The organism is Flammeovirga sp. MY04, assembly GCF_001682195.2.
Taxonomy (GTDB): Bacteria; Bacteroidota; Bacteroidia; order Cytophagales; family Flammeovirgaceae; genus Flammeovirga; species Flammeovirga yaeyamensis.
This window is the reverse complement of sequence record NZ_CP003560.2, coordinates 1204946-1225211: the sequence shown is the minus strand read 5'-3', so window position 1 is coordinate 1225211 and position 20266 is coordinate 1204946. Positions and strand designations below refer to the sequence as shown.

The 20266-nt window shown below is 34.8% G+C and carries 13 protein-coding genes; 3 read left to right on the top strand and 10 right to left on the bottom strand.

What is annotated here, in order from left to right; all coding sequences use genetic code 11:
* Positions 1–24 precede the first annotated feature (24 nt).
* From MY04_RS04900 to MY04_RS04880, 5 genes are all read right to left on the bottom strand, one after another.
* On the bottom strand, positions 25–3276 hold the full coding sequence (locus MY04_RS04900) for a hypothetical protein (protein WP_066207172.1): 3252 nt from the start codon (positions 3274–3276) through the stop codon (positions 25–27).
* A 246-nt stretch (positions 3277–3522) separates the two neighbouring features.
* Complete coding sequence (locus MY04_RS04895; RefSeq protein ID WP_066207169.1) at positions 3523–6558, bottom strand: GH92 family glycosyl hydrolase; 3036 nt, start codon at positions 6556–6558, stop codon at positions 3523–3525.
* 24 nt (positions 6559–6582) lie between these two features.
* The gene (locus MY04_RS04890) at positions 6583–8859 is read right to left on the bottom strand and encodes a beta-N-acetylhexosaminidase (protein ID WP_066207166.1); all 2277 of its coding nucleotides are present in this window, start codon (positions 8857–8859) and stop codon (positions 6583–6585) included.
* A gap of 41 nt (positions 8860–8900) precedes the next feature.
* Positions 8901–11108 carry a GH92 family glycosyl hydrolase gene (locus MY04_RS04885; RefSeq protein WP_066207164.1) on the bottom strand — a complete coding sequence of 736 codons (2208 nt, stop codon included), beginning with the start codon at positions 11106–11108 and terminating at the stop codon, positions 8901–8903.
* A gap of 26 nt (positions 11109–11134) precedes the next feature.
* Positions 11135–12115 (bottom strand): isoaspartyl peptidase/L-asparaginase family protein, encoded by a 981-nt coding sequence (locus tag MY04_RS04880; RefSeq protein WP_066207161.1) that lies wholly within the window; start codon positions 12113–12115, stop codon positions 11135–11137.
* Between the two features lie 327 nt (positions 12116–12442).
* Between MY04_RS04880 and MY04_RS04875 the strand changes: the two genes are divergently transcribed.
* A complete protein-coding gene (locus tag MY04_RS04875) occupies positions 12443–14059 on the top strand; it encodes an acyl-CoA carboxylase subunit beta (protein WP_066207158.1) in 1617 nt (538 codons plus the stop codon).
* A 136-nt stretch (positions 14060–14195) separates the two neighbouring features.
* Here MY04_RS04875 and rplI read toward each other — a convergent pair whose 3' ends face one another.
* The 4 genes from rplI to MY04_RS04855 all read right to left on the bottom strand — a co-directional run bounded on the left by rplI (position 14196) and on the right by MY04_RS04855 (position 16397).
* Positions 14196–14639, bottom strand: coding sequence for a 50S ribosomal protein L9 (gene rplI / locus MY04_RS04870; RefSeq protein WP_066207156.1), 444 nt, complete (start codon positions 14637–14639; stop codon positions 14196–14198).
* Between the two features lie 34 nt (positions 14640–14673).
* Positions 14674–14928, bottom strand: a complete 255-nt coding sequence (gene rpsR / locus MY04_RS04865) for a 30S ribosomal protein S18 (protein ID WP_066207153.1) — start codon at positions 14926–14928, stop codon at positions 14674–14676.
* Positions 14928–15296, bottom strand: coding sequence for a 30S ribosomal protein S6 (gene rpsF, locus MY04_RS04860; protein ID WP_066207148.1), 369 nt, complete (start codon positions 15294–15296; stop codon positions 14928–14930). The genes rpsR and rpsF overlap by 1 nt, the downstream gene beginning before the upstream one ends.
* Positions 15297–15422: 126 nt before the next feature.
* Positions 15423–16397, bottom strand: coding sequence for a CobW family GTP-binding protein (locus tag MY04_RS04855; RefSeq protein WP_066207143.1), 975 nt, complete (start codon positions 16395–16397; stop codon positions 15423–15425).
* A 93-nt stretch (positions 16398–16490) separates the two neighbouring features.
* Here MY04_RS04855 and MY04_RS04850 point away from each other — a divergent pair, with 93 nt between their 5' ends.
* Positions 16491–17522: a guanosine monophosphate reductase gene (locus tag MY04_RS04850; RefSeq protein WP_066207140.1), complete on the top strand. Its 1032-nt coding sequence runs from the start codon at positions 16491–16493 to the stop codon at positions 17520–17522.
* Between the two features lie 78 nt (positions 17523–17600).
* On the opposite strand, the gene MY04_RS04845 is transcribed toward MY04_RS04850, so the two are convergent.
* Entirely contained in the window at positions 17601–18626 is a 1026-nt protein-coding gene (locus tag MY04_RS04845; RefSeq protein WP_044222098.1) for a rod shape-determining protein, read from the bottom strand.
* Positions 18627–18896: 270 nt separating this feature from the next.
* Here MY04_RS04845 and MY04_RS04840 point away from each other — a divergent pair, with 270 nt between their 5' ends.
* Positions 18897–20240: a hypothetical protein gene (locus MY04_RS04840; protein ID WP_066207134.1), complete on the top strand. Its 1344-nt coding sequence runs from the start codon at positions 18897–18899 to the stop codon at positions 20238–20240.
* The last annotated feature ends 26 nt before the right edge of the window (positions 20241–20266 follow it).

Sequence of the window (20266 nt, the reverse complement as noted above, 5' to 3'; positions counted from 1 at the left end):
TTTTTTTACTCATATAGTCATTTTCTATACAGTACTCTTCTGTAAATTAATTGAAGTTCTAAAGGTTCTTCTAATATTGTTCATAATAATCTCCACCATATGAGGATCAGTGGCGAGCAATAAGAAAAACTCTTCTTCATCAATTTCTATTAGTTCTGTATCTTCTACTGCAAGACAATGCCCGACCCAAGCATCTGAGGCCACAGAAACATAAGACCCAATGATTGTTCTTTTAGAATACAATAAGGCATGTTCATCTAAGTCTCCATCTTTTACAGCTACAGTTCCACTTTTCACAATATATAAACCCTTTTCTTTCAGCCTTTTTGCTGACGTAATTTCCTTATTTTTCTCATAAAATCTAATCTTAGAAACTTTTGCTAAATCAGCTAACTCATCTCCCGTAAGTCCATGAAATTCAGATAAATTAGAAAAATAAAGTGCTTTTGAAAAGGCTAAATGAGGAGCATCTTCCCACTTTAATGAATCAATATTTTTCATTATATCCCTTAAATCAGCTTCTTTATCCTGTGGTAACCTTCCATAAGCATCTTCTAAAGTTTCCGGATGATGTATTCGTAAAATCCATGCAGCTAATTCGTACATCATTCTTTCTTGATCAAATAAATAGCCCACCAACATTTCTTGATCTAACATTTCTTTAATGCTAGACAAAGTATATAAAGCACACGCCCTTACCCAAGAAGAAAGCCAGTTTGGATCTCGATTAGATAACTTTAAAATAACTTGTTCTGATGTATAATGCTCTCTATAAAATAGTTCTGACAACTTCTTTACTTTATCATCTAACGCTACATCATCAAAAAGTGGAATAACATAGGCTTTAATATCCTCTTCAATCAATACATCTAACAATTCAACGGCATATCCTATACTATCAGCTGTACCTAATTCATGATTCTTTCTGATCAATAGTAATGAACCTCTATCATATAACATATTCAGAATTAAGAAAATCTGATCATAGTTGGTCATAATTTCATCCTGAAGTGCTCTTGATAATAAATTAGTATTTCTATTGTTCTCTAATTCTAAAGTAGATGCAATGTTCCAATAACAGTTGTTTGCCTCTCTTTTAAGTGCTTCCTTTAGAAAGAGTTTTTGATATTCATCTTCAGCATTCCATCCTAAAGCACTTAGGAGAGATAAAGCTTCATAGGAAATTTTTCTTTCTGGATAGGTAATTTTATCAGATAATAATTGAACTGATTCTTCGCTACCAATTTTTGCATAAGCTTGCAAAATCAATCGCTGAGTTAATTGTAACTGACCATTTTTGTGAAAAGCGTTCTCCAAAATTTTAGCTCCGGATTCACCAACAGCAACAATTGCAGACAATGCAACACGCTCATCCCCCTTTATGGCCAAACGCTCTACTAATGCAGGAATAAATTCAGATAATTTATGATACCCTACTAAAGACATTGCTTCACACCTTACGGTGTAGGTATAATCCCTAATTAATTTCCCGATGATCTTATCGTACTTTTCATCATATATATTAAACATATACCTTGCTGCATTTACCCTATCCACAGCATTTGATGATTTAGATAATTTCTCAATGTTTTCGTAAGATATCTCCGTTACTATCTCTAATTCTAAATCTTCAGCGACTTGAACTGCTAGCTTCGAAAAGTTAAACTCGTCTGAAAAAGTCCCTTCTTCATAATTTCTTAGTGAAGGAATACTCTCATAAATACTATATTCTTTAATCTTTTGAAGTGCCTGTCTTTTGTTATTCATTCTATACAAACTGCCTTCATCTGATAAAATTGAACGAAATAGAAATACATCTAACCTTTCAATTAATCGAAATAATAAAGGGGCAACTTTATGAGGCACACTATTCCAACGACTCTGAAGTAAATTCTGTATTTTGTTATTCTTAAATCGATTACCGATTTCTTGTGTATAATTTACCTCAGTAGAATTTGCTGATAAAAGGTTTTGTAATGAAATTTTATAAAAGTTATACATTTTGAAGGTAATAAATACCCAAACCCCTACTATCGCAAATATCACAAAGTTGTTATAGAGAATATTGTAGTTGTTGAGTTTTGATATGCCTATCATCAGAATACCTGCACACAATGTAGAAAATTGAGCTACAGTACCTTCTACTAGGGTTTGTGCTTCGTATCTAATCTCGGCTGGCAGTGGAAAGAAAAATATTTTTACTGTGGGATTCTCTAGGGAATCCCGCAAGGCATCGGTCACTAGTTTTGACATACTTATGATCAAAAAGAACATCAAAAAGGCACTTGACGATTGATCGTGACCAAATAAAGATCCAATAACTAGATCAATAACGCAGAAGAAAACCAATATACCAGGTAACAACATCAAAGAATATTGTAAACCGTAAACTTCTAAGATTCTATCGTTTAAGAAGGTCTGTACTAGGAAGGATACAATGATGATAAATGCTTCAAAAAAGGCTAAGAAATTGGCTAATTCTTGTTCCTCTTTAAAATATTGAGGTGTAACTGTAACAAATGAATAATCAACGAATGCTGCTGAAAAACTAGAGCACATGACAAAAATAGAGATCACAAAAAAGTAGTTTTTATAGTCTCTTAAACGTGTTCTTTTATTGGATACCTTTTCTACGTTTTCATCAACCGTTAATGCTTCAGCAGAGTGCATTCTAAATTTCTTTAAAATGTATACAATAGAGACAAAACAAAAAAGGTATGAAATAACTCCAACAAGTGATAAATAAGAAAGGTTTGGTAATAGTTGCTGAATAAACGGCACTGAGAAGAAGGCAAATATGGTTGCGAAAGCTTGTCCTGTATCAATACCTCCCGATAAACGCTTACTTTGCGTAAAGTTAAAAAGTCGTCCAAATGCACCCCAAAATATCAATAATGAGATAGATGCGACAGGCCCAAGGGTAGCAAATCCCAAAAAGACAATCGTTTCATCATTATCCTTAAGTACAAGTGATAAAGATATACCACCTACCAATAAAAGAATGATAATACTGGTGTAATAGACTAATTTTCTAAATCCTAGTATATTTTGAAGCTTGGAGAATAATATTGTAAATAATATACCTAATACCCCTTGTGTAACTAATGCCAAAGGGAAATCGTTTTCATTACCAAATTTTGAGATAAATAGTGTATTAATAGATACACTATAACTCGCCATAAAAATACCAGTAAAAAATCCTAGTGTTAGTAGTGCCGAGATCCTTGACCATTCGGAGGATAAACCTCCTACCATATTAAGTAATAGTCTCTTCATTGAGTAGTGATGCAGCTAGAGTTTTCTTTAGCTAGTTGATGAAAGCAATAAGAAAGATTAAAAATTGATTTTAAATCAACTAAAGATTTAAGTTATACAATTTTTAAGAACTTCTAAAATATCATGCCATTGATATCTATTAATTTGAGATCAAAAAAGAATCTTGATGGAAAATGATATTTATTCAAATAAAAAGGCTCGGATGCAACATCCGAGCCTATAAAAACTTTTTGTCATTGACTATTTTTATTCAATAACAATTTCATCAGTGAACATCCAAGGAGCATTACCTGCTCCTGAATGCCATACTGGTAAAGCCTTGAAAGGTACTGCTACTACTTTCACATATCTATAGTTACCCTTTATTTCTTTAGCGAAACGTGTCACTCCAATAATTGGATGATCATTTGGCATTTCTGTAGACTCAACTCCTACTGAAGTAAATTCTTTTCCATCTTCTGACACAAAGAATTCTACTTTATTTGGTAAGAAAACCCACGAAGATGTATTTTCTAAGAATCCGATAGACACTTGATGTAATTCCTCTTCTTTTCCAAGGTCAATTACTGCTTCAAAATTTTGACCACTTACACCATCCCATTTACCATCTCTTAGGTTATCAGATGCGTAAATACCATTTAAGATGCCATTTTCACCAGCATCATAAGTAGCATTTTTCTCATAGTTGATAGACAACTTAGGGAATTCACTACCTGTATTATAAAATGCTTTCTTAAAAGCGAATTCAGAAACTTTACTGGAAATACCATTTGGATCAATGGCAATTGCTTTTATAAATGTCGATTGATTTAATGTAATTACCTCAGCATATTTAGTGGATGAAGCAGTAGGAATAGATCCATCTAATGTGTAGTAAATACTCACATTAGGAGTCACATCTTTAAATTCAACTGTTGTTTCACCATTAAAAATCACTGATGAATTCGTTACATATGGTCTGTAAACTACTTCTTTCGATTCCAAAATACTCTCCACCTCATTTAAAGGAATGGCATGTGAAGTTGGCCTTGCAGCTACTTCTGTTCCCCAATTCGATTTGTTTTCTCCCATTTTGAAAGATAGTATTCCTCCTTTTTCAATTTGATCATGAGTGATGTATGTTTTATTATACGTCTGACCATCAAAAGCAGCGGATTGAATATATTCGTTTGTTGGAGACGATTGATCAGCTGTAATCACGAAATCGTTTCCATTATCTAAATGAATGGTTACTTTTCCGAAAATAGGGCTACCAATCGCATAATTTCCGTCAGCAGGGTTTACTGGATAGAATCCCATTGCTGAAAAGACATACCATGCTGACATTTGACCACAGTCTTCGTTTCCACAAAGTCCGTCTCTTTCAGAAGTGTACATCTCATCCATTACTTGGCGAATTCTTGATTGAGTTTTCCATGGCTCACCAGCATAATTGTATAGATAGATAACATGATGTGATGGCTCGTTTCCTTGTGCATACTGACCAATTAATCCTGTTACGTCATGTGCCATATGATTATCGTTCACAGCTTCTTGTTGGAACATATGATCAATCTTATCAATGAACTTCTGATCTCCACCATGTAAATCGATTAAACCATTAATATCCTGAGGTGCAAAGAAATTGTAGTGCCATGCATTACCTTCAGTATAGTTACCAGCTCCTAAAAGTGAAATGGCCATTGGATCAAAAGGTTCGTCCCAAGCACCGTACATATTTTTCCCTCTAAGGAAGCCTGTGTTTTTATCAAATAGCTGCTTGTAGTTTAATGCACGATTACTGTATTTTTTGTAATCATCCATTTTACCTAATTCTTTAGCCACTTGAGCTACCACCCACATATCATAAGCATACTCTACTCCTTTTGATACTGCATTGGCTTCTTTTTCAACAGGAATAAATCCTTCTTCATTGAACCAATTCAATCCTCTTCTTGGATCTTCAGCTGCTGCCACCATTGCTTGGTAAGCCAACTCTTTATCAAATTTAGCCTGACCTTTTAAAATAGCGTCTGCAATTACAGGAACTGAATGGAAACCAATCATAGTACCTGTTTCGTTTGCTGAAAGCTCCCAAATTGGTAACTGTCCCGATTGCTCATATTTCACAATCATCGACTGAATGAAATCGTTGTTTTCTTCTGGAGCAATTAGCGTAAATAATGGATGAGTTGCTCTAAAAGTATCCCAAAGTGAGAATAAAGTATAGTGTGTAAATCCTTCAGCTTTATGGATTTTGTGATCCATTCCTCTATACTGATGATCGACATCCATATATACATTTGGAGCGATTAAGGAGTGGTACATAGCAGTATAGAAGATCGTTTTATTTACTTGATCTCCGCCTTCTACTTGAATTTTTGATAACTTTTGATCCCATGTTTGTTTTGCTTGTTCTCTAACTTTATTAAAATCAAACCCTTGCACTTCTGCTTCTAAATTCTTTCTTGCACCTTCAACACTCACTCCAGAAATAGCGACATTCACAACAATTGCTTCACCTTCTTCAGTAGTATAATTGATGACCGCTTTTACATCTTCACCTTCTAACTTTTTCGTTTCAGTTAGCTTCATTCCAGATTTAATACCTTCAACTGACTTAAATGGCTTTGAGAATTGAGCAACAAAATACACATATTGATCTCTTGCCCATCCTGATGATCTTCTTAAACCAACGATCTCATTATCCGATGTTACTTCGAACCAAGTTTCTCTTGCTGAATCGGAAATACCATGTTTTAAATCAAGTATAATGTGTGCATCATCAGATGCAGGAAAGTGATATTGATGTACACCTACACGAGTTGTTGCCGTTAATTCTGCGGTAATACCATAATCTTCTAAGAATACTGAATAAAACCCTGGAGAGGCTTCTTCTTTCACTTTTTCGAAACGTGATCTGTAACCTTCATCAGGATTTTTCTTAGAACCTGCTTCTGTTTTAACTTCACCAACAGTTGGCATCAATAAGATATCACCATAATCTCCTCCACCTGTTCCAGAAAGGTGTGTATGAGAAAAACCCATAATTGAATTATCCGAAGAATGATACCCCGAACACCAATCCCATCCTTCTATACCTGTATCTGGGCTTAATTGAACCATACCAAATGGTACCGTGGCTCCAGGAAATGTGTGTCCATGAGCCGAAGTCCCAATAAAAGGATCTACGAATTCTGAGTTCGATTTAGGTAAGACTTCTTTACTCGCCTTTTGATTTAATTGTGATACGCAACTAAACAGTAGTGGTATCAAGCTGATAGTGATGAAAACTTTACGCATTCTTAGATTTATATTAGACTATTCTTATTCTATTATCAATTCATCGATCATCATCCAAGCGGGCTTTCCTGCACCACCATGGTTTTTAGGTAATACACCAGGATGTTCAATAATGATTTCGATTCCTTTTACCTCTTTTAGAGGTTTTTTAAATTTTAAAGTAAACTGATTCTTATTTAGATCAACCACCTTTTCTACTTTAAACTTCTTTGAGACATCTTTATATTTTGACCCATCAATACTTACTAAGACTTTGAATGAATTTGGAGACATGATCCAAGATCCTAATTCATCATACGCATCAAACGTAATACTGTTTAATTCTTGAGATTCTTCCCAAGTTAGTACAGCTTGTAAGTTCTGTCCATTAAATCCTATCCATGTACCATCTTGGAATTTCTCTCCTCCAATAATTGAATTATTTAAAGAAGCTGCTCCACCATTGATATATGGCTTAGAGGGCTCCTCAATCAATTTAATTGATGCTGAGTTCCCTTTATGCAATTGGAATGTTTTTAAAATTGGATCGCCTAATGCTTTCCCATTTCTAAAACCTTGGAAAATGATATCACCTGATTTTTCTACTTTTACAGGTTCATTATACAACTGAAAATTACCATTACTTCCTACTTTATACTTAATCTCAAGTTTATCAGATAATTTATTAGCCGATAACATAATATCTCCATCTTTAGAAGATGTACTCACCTCCATCAATACTTCTGATGGACCATATTTCACTCCTAATTGATCTAAAATTGAATATTGAAGATCTAATCGTTCTTCAAATTCTTTTAAACCATTCTCTTTTGTACCTGTCCATAATGCTTCTGAGAAAGCCAATGCACGTGGGAATATCATAAAGTCAGCTCTATCTTGATCAGGAATTCTTTCTGTCCATACCGTAAATTCACTTCCCAATACATGCTGTGCCTGTTCTTTATTTAAATCACTTGGCGTTGGATTAAAAGCATACAATTGAGCAACGTCTGTTGTGGCAATATCATAATCAAAATAACAACAAGCCGTTGGTGATGCAATGACATCATTTCCCATTTTGGCAATTTTGCTAACAGCGTCTTTGTCGTGCCAATCTCTCCATAGTTGTACAGTTGCAGTAGATGATAAACCACCTTCAAGGATCTCATCCCAACCTGTAATCTTTTTACCCAATTTGTTGACCATCTTTTCTACTCTATGGATAAAGTAACTTTGCAATTCATGCTCATCAGCAAGGTTTTCTTGTTTGATTTTCAACTGACACTTATTGCATTCTTTCCATCTAGTTTTAGGACACTCATCACCTCCTAAGTGGAAATATTTTGATGGGAACAATGGAATAATTTCTTCAAGAATATCTTCTATAAAAGAATATACTTGTTCATCTCCTGCACAAAGGACATCCTCACTTACTCCCCAACGATTCCAAACTTCAAAAGGTCCTTCTGTACAAGCTAATTCAGGATAAGAAGCTAAAGCACCTAACATATGTCCTGGCATATCAATTTCTGGAATCACTTCAATTCCTCTTGAGGTAGCATAAGCTACAACTTCTTTAATATCATCTTGAGTGTAAAATCCACCGTAACGAGAACCATCTCTTTCTGTTCTCCACGCACCAATTTCAGTTAATTTAGGATATTTTTTTATCTCAATTCTCCAACCTTGGTCCTCAGTTAAGTGCCAGTGGAATTTATTGAGTTTATATTTTGTCATTAGATCCAAGTAGCGTTTCACTTCTTCAACAGTGAAAAAATGTCTACTTACATCCAACATCATTCCTCTCCATTCATATTTTGGAGAATCACTAATGTCAACACACTTTACAGTATTGTTTAAGCCAATCAGTTGTAATAATGTGGCTAAACCGTTTCTTAATCCAAACTCTGTATTTGCTGTAATGTCAATAGAACTTTCTTGAACAGTGAGTTTATAAGCTTCTTCTCCAAGATTAAATTCATTGATTATGTGAAGTGTTATATCTCCGTATTCTTTATCAGTTTCTGTGATTGATACATTATTCTGTTTTTGAATTTCTTGAATATAGTAGTCTACATCAAGTTCTGAATTTCCTTTTGATAATGTTGTCTTTGGCGATAATGTAAAAGATCCCTCTCCCCATTTAATATTTTGAGGCATAGGAATTAGAGATGTTTCTTGTGCAAAAACATGAAGTGATAATGGTAATATTAAGATGTACAGTAATAAAAATCTCATTTCTTTAGAGGTTAAGTTGGTTGTTAGCTTACGATTTGATAAAGAAGCGGCCTCATAAATCTTATCTGTAATGATGAGATTCATGAGACAGCTCTTATCTATATTTTATCATTCAAATCGAATGATTATTTTACAAATTCTAAAGTACCTCCCTGCATTAAGTCGGCATTTGCGATTTGATATCCTTTGATTTCTTTTCCGTTGAAAACAACTTTAGAAACTGTAGGACTATCTTTTGTTTGATGACCGATAACCGTTAGAGTCTTGCCATTTGACAAATGAACCACTGCTTTCGGGAATAACGGTGTACCTAAATCATATACTCCATTACCTGGGTTTACTGGATAAATACCCAATGAACTAAGGATAAACCAAGATGACATTTGACCACAATCCTCATTACCACAAACACCGTCAGGAGTTGATTTGTACTGAGTATTCATAATTTTGTTGATCATCTTTTGTGCTTTATGCGGCTTGTTGATGTAGTTATATAAATACGCAACGTGGTGAGAAGGTTCGTTACCATGAGCGTACTGACCAATCATACCAGTTGAGAAGATTGGAAGGTTATCTTCTGGAGTTGGGTAATAAGAGAACATCGAATCTAATTTTTGTTCGAAACGATCTGCTCCACCCATTGCATCAATTAAACCATCTACGTTTTGAGGAACATAGAAGAAGTATTGCCAAGCGTTACTTTCACAGAAGTGATCTGTGTATTCTTTTGCAATAAAGTGCTCAATGAACTTTCCATTTTTGTCTTTTGGACGCATAAATGTAGATTCATTATCATAATGATGTCTCCAGTTCTCTGCTCTCTTAGCAAAGTATTTGTAATCATCTTCTTTACCTAAAGCTTTTGCAAACTCCGCAATACACCAATCGTCGTAAGCATATTCCAATGTCTTAGAAACTGACCAGTTTTCGTGATCATAATTCAATGGAACATATCCTAGTTTGATGTAATCTTCCATAGAATCACCTTCTTTGTTCATTGCAGATGCTTTACAAGCTTCATACGCTTTTTCAACATCAAAATCTCTAATACCTTTGAAGTAAGCATCAGTGATTACAGGAACTGCATGATATCCAATCATCATGTTCGTTTCGTTACCTTTCATCGACCAAACTGGTAAAAGACCTGTTTCATCATAATGAGATAAGAACGACTTGATCATATCAGGAACTCGTTCAGCATGAATCATTGTGTATAATGGATGAGCTGCTCTGTAAGTATCCCATAATGAGAATGTATCGTATTTTTTATAACCTTTCGCTACATGATTCTTTTGATCAGCACCTTTATAACCACCATCAACATCAGATAGTAAGGTTGGAGCTAATAGTGATTGATACATTGCTGTGTAGAATACTTTTTTATGCTCCTCATTAGGAGTTGTCACTTCAATTTTTGATAGTTCATTATTCCACTTTTCTGAAGCTTCATTTTTCACTAAATCAAAATCCCAAGACGTATTTTCAGCCGCTAAATTCTTTTCTGCACCTTCAATAGAAGCATTAGATAAACCGACTTTAACTAAGATTACATTCTTATTATCATCTGTTTTGAAGTTGAAATAACCTCTTGTTTTCTTCGCTTGAATTTCGTTTCCATCAACAATCTGAAGTTTCTTTGGGTCTTCAGAATTCATCAATTCATAAGAATCGATAGGAGCTGAAAATTCGGCTACGAAATATTCCCTTTGAACTGGAGCCCATCCAGAAGAAAATCTATAACCAACAATTTTTTTATTATTGATTACTTTGATGTATGTATCTGTTGGTCCATCCCAGTTTAATGAGTATCCAAGATTAAAAATAATCTGAGATTTATCGTCTTTAGGGAAAGTATATTTATGGAAACCAGTTCTATCGGTAGCAGTTAATTCCGCTTTGATATTGTAATCCAAAAGGTCCACAGTATAATAGCCTGGCTCAGCATGTTCTTTATCGTGAGAGAATAAAGAAACTGGTCTTTCGTATCCAGCTTCCACTACAACTCTATCACTTTTACCATTTCTTGGAGTCACAAGGATATCATATAGATCTCCAGCTCCTGTACCTGAAAGGTGAGTATGTGAAAAACCTGCAATTGTAGAATCTGGCCAGAAATAACCTGCAATTCTGTCCCAACCAGAGATACCATTATCTGGTGATAATTGAACCATACCGTGTGGTACCGTTGCCCCCGGGTATGTATTACCAGGTCCGTCTGTACCTACAAATGGATTAACATAAGATGTATATTTAACTGGCTCTTGTTTTTGCTCGTTAGTAGTGCAACCCCATATTGTCAATAAGAATAAAGGGAATAAATATTTAATTTTCATATCGTAGTTGTAAGGTCATTTATTATTTACCATTCCATTTTAAATGGAGAATCTTCCATTCTATTTCCATCTTTACTATCTACAACAGCAAAGTTGAAACCGTTACGGATACTGTACCCACCGTACTCTCCGTCTTTATTTAATGCCAAGAATCCTACTTGTAGATCCTCTAATTTATTTTGATGCGTCTTGATGATTCTTTTCACAACAATCTCACAAGCTTCTGCCGGCGATTTACCATTACGCATTTGCTCAACTACCATTGCTGAACCTGCTGTTCTGATCACTGCTTCACCTAAACCTGTAGCACATGCAGCTCCAATTTCACCATCCACAAATAAACCAGCTCCAATCAAAGGAGAATCACCCACTCTACCATGCATCTTATAAGCTGCACCTGATGTAGTACAAGCACCTGCTAAATTGCCTTTTGCATCTAAAGCTAAAGCACCAATTGTATCGTGATTTTCGATATTAATTACCGGCTTATATTCTGATTTTTTCAACCATTCTTTCCAATCTGCTTCTGATTTTTCTGTAAGAAGGTTTTCTTCTTTAAAACCATTTTCCAATGCAAATTGCTTTGCACCTTTCCCTACAATCATAGCATGAGGCGTTTTTTCCATCACTAATCTTGCTACAGAAATTGGGTGTTTAATATCCTGTAAGAACGCTACAGCACCACATTCGTAGGCATGATTCATGATACATGCATCCAATGTCACTTTTCCTTCTCTATCAGGTAATCCACCATATCCAACACTTCTTTCGTTAGGATCGCCTTCAGGAACTCTAACTCCAGCTTCTACAGCATCTAAAGCGGCTCCACCTTCTCCTAAGATTTTCCATCCTGCTTCATTTGCCCCAAATCCGTGATTCCATGTTGAAATCATTACTGGCTTGTTTCCTTTTCTTTTTCCTGCGAAAGATATTGTAGATAATTGAGGGGTTAACAAAGCTGCCGATGTTAACGCCGAAAACTTCAAAAAGTCTCTTCTGCTACGCATAATATAGGTATCGATTGAATATAGTTAATGTGTGATCTTGACGTGTCAAAAATACACATTCAAGCAGATATACGCATAAAAACGCACAAACAAGCTAAAACAAATCATAATTATTAACAATATCGTGCAAGTTTATGAAGTGTTCGGATCTCAAATTCTAACAATGCAAAACATATTAGACGTAGGATTTGTCGATTTAATAATATCCTGCTAACTTATGTAAGACCAAAAACATTTTTATTACTATTCTGATTTTAATGTATATCAAATACTAACCTACTTGATAAAATAGATATCAGAATATGAATATTAACCAATAAACACTGTATGAATTCAACTTCGTCCACTTTAAACACACTTTTTCACCAACTTCAATCCAAACGAGAAAACACATTTCTTGGAGGAGGAGAGAAAAAGATTGCTAAACACAAATCAAAAGGCAAATTAACAGCAAGAGAGCGCGTTGATCTATTATTAGATCACCCTAAAGAAGCTATAGAAATTGGTACGTTTACCGCTCACAACATGTACAAAGAGCACGGTGGATGTCCTTCGGCAGGTGTTGTTGTTAAACTCGGGAAAGTAAGCAACCAATTATGTGTTATAGTAGCAAACGACGCGACCGTGAAAGCTGGAGCTTGGTTTCCACTAACTGGAAAGAAGAACTTAAGAGCACAAGAAATTGCTATTGAAAACAACATTCCAATCATTTATCTAGTAGATAGTGCCGGGGTGTATTTACCCATGCAAGATGAAATTTTCCCTGATAAAGAACATTTCGGTAGAATTTTTAGAAATAATGCAGTGATGTCTGCTCAAGGAATTCCTCAAATTGCTGCAATAATGGGAAGTTGTGTAGCTGGAGGTGCTTATTTACCAATTATGAGTGATGAAGCATTAATTGTCGATGGCACAGGCTCTGTATTCCTTGCTGGTTCTTATTTGGTAAAATCGGCTATCGGAGAATCTATTGATAATGAAACACTTGGAGGTGCGACAACACATTGTGAAATATCAGGAGTGACCGATTATAAATGTGAAAATGATGAGGCTTGTCTTCAACAAATAAAAGATTTAGTAGATAAAATGGGGCATTCACCCGTTTCTAATTTCAATAAAAAAGAAGCTATGTTGCCTAATAAATCACTTGATGATCTTGAAAGCGTTTTTCCAGAAGACCGTACCAAACCCTACAATATGATTGAAATTATAGAGCGTTTGGTGGACAAGTCTATCTTTGAACAATATAAAGAAGGTTATGGTCAATCCATGCTTTGTGGTTATGCTAGAATAGAAGGTTGGGCTGTTGGAATTGTCGCGAATCAAAGGACGATAGTCAAGAATAAGAAAGGTGAAATGCAAATGGGTGGAGTAATCTACTCGGATGCAGCAGACAAGGCTGCTCGGTTTATCATGAATTGTAACCAAAAGAAAATTCCTCTTTTATTTATTCATGATGTCACTGGCTTTATGGTTGGATCAAGATCTGAACACGGAGGCATTATAAAAGATGGGGCCAAAATGGTCAATGCCATGAGTAATTCTGTGGTTCCAAAATTCTCTTTGGTAATAGGCAATTCTTATGGAGCAGGTAATTATGCAATGTGTGGTAAAGCTTATGATCCACGATTAATGTTGGCTTGGCCAACATCAAAAATTGCAGTGATGTCTGGAAAATCAGCTGCTACTACCCTTTTACAAATCAAATTATCTTCATTGAAAAGTCAGGGTAAAGTGTTAAGTGAAGCAGAGGAAAAATCGCTATTTGATGAAATCAAAGATAAATATGACGAACAGTTGTCACCCTACTATGCTGCTGCTCGATTATGGGTAGATGAGATTATTCTTCCTGAAGAAACACGAAAATATATTTCTACAGGTATTGAAGCAGCTAATCAAAAAGTAAATGATCAGCCTTACACATTAGGAGTAATACAAACCTAGTTTTTTGTTTGGGATCCCAAACAGAATTGATTAAAACCGAAAGAGGCTTTCATAACCGAAGTTATGAAAGCCTCTTAAGGAAAAAACTCAAAGTGATAAGATTGCTGCCTAACGGCAGTAAATTCTTAAACTTTAATTATGCAGTAACTACTTCTAAAGCAATTTCGTGCTGAACTTCTTTGTGAAGATCAAGTGTTGCAGTGTATTCACCAACCATACGGATTTCAGTGTTGAAACCAATACGCTTACGGTCAATATCAAAACCTTGAGCTTTCAAAGCGTCAGAAACTTGCAATGGAGTAACTGCACCAAATATTTTACCACTCTCACCTGCTTTAGCAGAAAGAGTTAATTTCAAGTCGCCAATTTTAGCTGCCAACTCTTCAGCATCTTGCTTCACTTTTTCTAATTTGTGAGCTGCTTGCTTGATTTCCTCGTTTCTCATGCTAATGTTAGCTTCAGTAGCTAAGATAGCGAAGTTTTGAGGGATCAAGTAGTTTCTACCATATCCAGGTTTAACGGAAACAATGTCGTTTTTGTAACCTAAACCTTTGATATCTGTTTTCAAAATTACTTCCATGATAGGGATAAATTTTTAATATCTAAAATTAAGATTACTTTAAACCGTCTGCTACGTAAGGTAGAAGAGCAAGTTGACGAGCACGTTTTACAGATGTAGCAATTTTCTTTTGGAATTTTTGCGAGTTACCTGTAATACGACGAGGTAAAATTTTACCTTGCTCATTTAAGAATTTTAATAAGAATTCAGGATCCTTATAATCGATGTATTTTACACCGTACTTTGTGAAGCGGCAGTACTTTTTAGTACGCTCTTGTCTTCTGTTGATAGGTTCGTTTTGGAGACTCATTATGCTGATTTTTCTTCAGTTTCAGATTTTTTTGACCATTCGCCGTTTCTTCTTCTTTCGTTGAAGTTAACACCGTGCTTATCTAAAGACACAGTTAAGAAACGTAAAACGTTTTCATCACGCTTTAATTCTACTTCGAATTTAGCGATGATAGATGGATCTGCTTTGAATTCAAACAGGTGGTAGTGACCCGATGATTTCTTTTGAATCGGGTAAGCTAACTTTCTAAGTCCCATATCCTCTGAATGATACACGTCTGCACCTGCCTCTTTCAGATGATTTTCAAATTTAGCAATAGTCTCCGTGGTTTCGGAATCGGACAAAACTGGTGTCACGATGAAGACTACTTCATAATGCTTAATTGCCATTTTTAATAAAAATTTTTGATTTACTCAAAATTTCAAACCCCGAACACAATTCGGGTTTGCAAAAGTATAAATTTTAATTTTGAATACCAACAAATATTATTATTCTTCTCTTGACTTAACAAGAATTTACAATACAACTGAATCTGGAGCGAGGATTGATTTAATTTTCTTCTCAATTGGTGCCCTCTTGATAGATTTCCCAATAATTACAATTCTATTTAATCTCTCTTCATGCCCTTCCCAAAGTGATCCAATTTCGATTTTAGATTCATTTCTAACTCCTTGAATCACTACTTTATGGTCTTCACCTTTAATATTAAAGATGCCCTTAAATCTATAGATTACTTCAAATTGTAGATTAAAGAGAACACTCAACCACATTTCTAACTTTACAGGATCAACTGTCCCTTTAAAGGTAAAAGAATGAGAAACTACATCTCCATGCTGATGATTATGATCGTGAGCAACAAAACTAGCTCTTTCAATTACTTTATCAGCAGAGTAAGCATTTAAGTTAATGATATCTTTATCAATCACTTCGCCTTTTGAAACTTGCCCAACTTGTGCTAATGGATTGATAAATTTTGCTTGAAATTTTACTTTCTTGATTTCTTCTTCTGTAGCCAAGTCACATTTAGTGAAAACCAAATAATCAGAGAAACTAATCTGTTTCATAGCTACTGGATGATTATTGATGGCAAATTCAAAGTTTTGAACATCAATTAATCCGATGGTAGCATTAATTTCAAATAATCTAGAAATGCCTGGATCACCAACAAAAGCTGCCGCTACCCCATCAGGTTCTGCAATTCCTGTCGTTTCTACTATCAAATGATCAATGTCTTTACCACAGTTCAAGAGATTTCTCAAAACCTCTCTCAACTCCCCATTTAGATTACAACAGATACAGCCGTTTGATAATTCGAAGACACCTTCCTGATTATCAACCACTAAATCTGAATCTATATTTACTTCTCCAAACTCATTTTCGATTACCGCAAACTTTGTATTCGGGTATTTTTGAATTAAATTGTTTAGAAAAGTTGTTTTACCTGCTCCCAAGAAGCCCGTTAATATTGTCACTCCTATTTTCTTCTCCATAGTATTTATTCACAAAATAAATTCGGCACGTATTACCGTATATATTATATTTGTCTGTTTTGTGTTTTAAAAATTACAGTTAAATAAGTCAGTATGAAAATCAGAAAAGCATATAGTTTCGATGATGTACTTATAGTACCCAAGTACAACACAATTAAATCTCGTAGAGATGTTAAATTCACTACAAAGGTAACCAAAAATCATTCAATTGAAATACCTATCTTAATCGCTAATATGGATACAGTCTGTGAATCAGAGATGTGTATTGCAGTAGGGAGATTAGGCGGATTAGGCGTTTTACACCGATTCCTTACCATAGAAGAACAAGCTGACGAAGTTAGAAGAGTTAAATCAGAAGGATTACTTTGCGCTGCTGCTTTAGGAATTAAAGATTACGAAGAAAGGTTAGCTGCTTTAGCTGAAGCCAAAGTAGATATTATTGTCTTAGATATTGCTCATGGTCACTCAGAAATGACCAAAGAGACTTTATTATTCATTAAAAAGAATTATCCTCAAATTGATGTAATGGTGGGTAACATTGCCACTAGAGATGCTGCAGTAGATTTCCTTGAGTGGGGAGCCGACGCATTAAAAGTAGGTATCGGACCTGGTTCTATGTGTACTACACGTATCATGACAGGTTGTGGTGTTCCTCAATTAACAGCAATAGATGATGTTTACCAAGCCGTTGGCGATAGAATTCCAATTTGTGCTGATGGCGGTATCAAACAACCTGGCGATATTGTAAAGGCAATTGGTGTTGGTGCGGACAATGTGATGGTAGGTTCTATTGTTTCGGGAACTGATGAAGCTCCTGGTGAATTGATCACTACTTCAGAAGGAAAATTTAAAACATATAGAGGTATGGCATCTTTTGATGCGGCCATCAGTAAATTAAAGAAAGACAACAAAAAGTCTAGAGAAGTAATTTCTGTGGAAGGTGAAAAGACACTTGTTCCTTACAAAGGTCCTGTTGAGCCAATTATCAAGAAATATTTAGGTGGTTTAGCCTCTGGTATGACTTATAATGGAACAACTACAATCGCTGCTATGAAAGGCGAAGTAGAATTTGTAGAAATGACGACTTCAGGTTTATATGAATCGAAGGCACACGGTGTGAGATAATCACAAAGTAGTCATCAATATAAAAGCCTCATCAATAATTAAATTGATGAGGCTAATTTTTTATATCTTATTTGAGTACTAAGTCATTAGTACTGCTTTGAATTCGTCCAATTCTTTTAAGGCTTTACCGGTACCACGAACTACTGCTCTTAAAGGATCATCAGCAACGTGAACTGGTAATTTTGTCTTCATTGAAAGACGCTTATCAAGTCCTCTTAGTAAGGCACCACCACCTGTCAAGTGAATACCTCTATCGTAGATATCAGCTGATAATTCTGGTGGAGCTGTTTCCAATGCTCTTAATACCGCTTCTTCAATCTTAGAGATCGATTTATCGATAGCATAGGCCACTTCAGAATAAGTCACTGTGATTACTTTAGGAATACCTGTCATTAAATCACGACCTCTTACTTCGAATGGCTCGATTTCTTCATCCAATTCAGTTAAAGCAGAACCAACTTCTACTTTAATTTTCTCTGCAGAACGCTCACCAATTAAAAGGTTATGCTGACGACGCATATAATCAAGAATATCTCTTGTAAAAACATCACCTGCAGTACGGATCGATTGATCTCCTACAATACCAGATAAAGCAATAACAGCAATCTCTGTTGTACCACCTCCGATATCAACGATCATACTACCCACTGGCTGTTCTATATTAATACCAATACCGATAGCAGCAGCAATTGGCTCAGGAATCATATAAACTTCTTTAGCTCCAGCATGTTCTGCTGAATCTCGAACGGCACGTTTTTCCACTTCAGTAATACCTGAAGGAATACAGATTACCATTCTATGTGAAGGTGTAAAAAATCTTTTACCTTCATTAATCATTCTGATTAAACCACGAATCATTTGTTCAGCTGCATGGAAATCGGCAATTACACCGTCTCTTAATGGGCGAATCGTACGGATATTTTCGTGGGTTTTTTCGTGCATTTGCATTGCCTTTTTACCAACGGCAATTACTTTTCCATTCTGACGATCCAAAGCAATAATTGAAGGCTCATCGACAACCACTTTATCTTTTTGAATAATCAGGGTATTGGCTGTGCCTAAATCAATGGCTAGGTCGCTAGAGAAGAAATCAAACAATCCCATATATATATATTATTTGCTATCAGTTCTGTGTGTGTGAAATAAAAGAAGTTTATTTTAAAAAGAGTAGTGTCAAAACTATACCAATTTTGACAATAATCGCCTCACTTTAAACTTTAACTTTGCAAATCAACGAAAACATCTATTAATAAGAAAGCACTTGTCAAAATAACACCTTATTTTTTACATCTGTTTTGGAAATTTACTATGTAATATCACTATAAATTAAGTATTATTGAAGTTGTAAACTGAATTCAATAAAAAAATATTAGAATGCGTCTTCAAGAACTTTATGATTTAGAAAAAAATGATCGATTAGATTTAGTAGCTCACAACATCACTCCTGTGGCTGATGATTTTATTTTCAGCATCAATGAGTACGAGTTTTTAAAATCTATCTATGATGTTTTTGATCAGGCGGATACGAGTAAATTCCCTTCTTTCTCTGATGAGCAATCATCAGTTATCAAAAAACAATTAGACACTATTGATTTAAGCGAAAAAAATAGATCTTCTCTAATTACACTTTTTGATAATTTATCGCTTAATAATGATCAAAAAGACTTTCTGAAGCCCATTTTAGAGAAACTTAATGAAGTAGAAACAGATTGGGAATTTAAAGATGATAATCGTTGGGAACTTATTGATTCTCTAAAAAATATCTCCGTTTTATTCATGATGAACGAAATTGAGAGAGAATTCGGTGATAATGACTTATCGTCATCTACTACATTAACTGATGATGAATTCAAGTTATTATCCATTATCCATGAAGATGAAACAAAGAACAAAAAACAAGTTACTATTGGTAACCTAACTTTTGATCTTGCACAACTGGATTATATTAGAGAAATCATTACTACTCTTGAGTACCCAGAACATACACCACTCACATTAGATCAAGAGAATTTCATTTTAAATATTCTTGAAAAATGTTCTCACTTAAACGAAGAAGAACCTTCTGAGTTCCATACTTTTACTATTAAAGAATTGTATGAGATTGAAAATAGCTCGTCTGTTAACCATAACGACTCTTCCATTTTTGCGGATAGCAACTTTTCTCAGGCTGAAATCAAGTTGTTAAATGCTGTATTTAGTGAAAAAGATTTTGTGAAAGTAGGAGATTCTAAATACAACAAAAAACAATTACAATCCCTTAAACAGGCATTTGAGGAAGAAATCAACTGGGAAGATGTCAAACGATATTTCTCTGAATCCCAACAAGAATTAGTATCTCATATATTTATGGTATATGAAAATCAATTCTTGACTGAAGAAGATCATTCTTCTGAAACTAAATTAGATGTTGAAGTCTTTTTCTTAATGGATCAGATTGAACGCAATGAAGTAGAAACCATGGGACATGGTATTGGCGAATTGATATTTTCTGATGAACAATTTGATTTACTTACTGCAGTATTTAGAAATAAGAAATCATTTGAAAGCAAAAGATATAAATTTAAACTCGATCGTCAAGAACTTGATAAAATAGAAAAACTATTTGATCAACTCCCAGCATATCAATCTGGAAAATTAGTACTTTCCTTACCTAAAAATGCCAAAAAGTTTGTAGATGACTTGATACAAACAGCGATCACTAACGATCCTAAAATATAAGTAAAGCCCCTTCTTGGGGCTTTTTT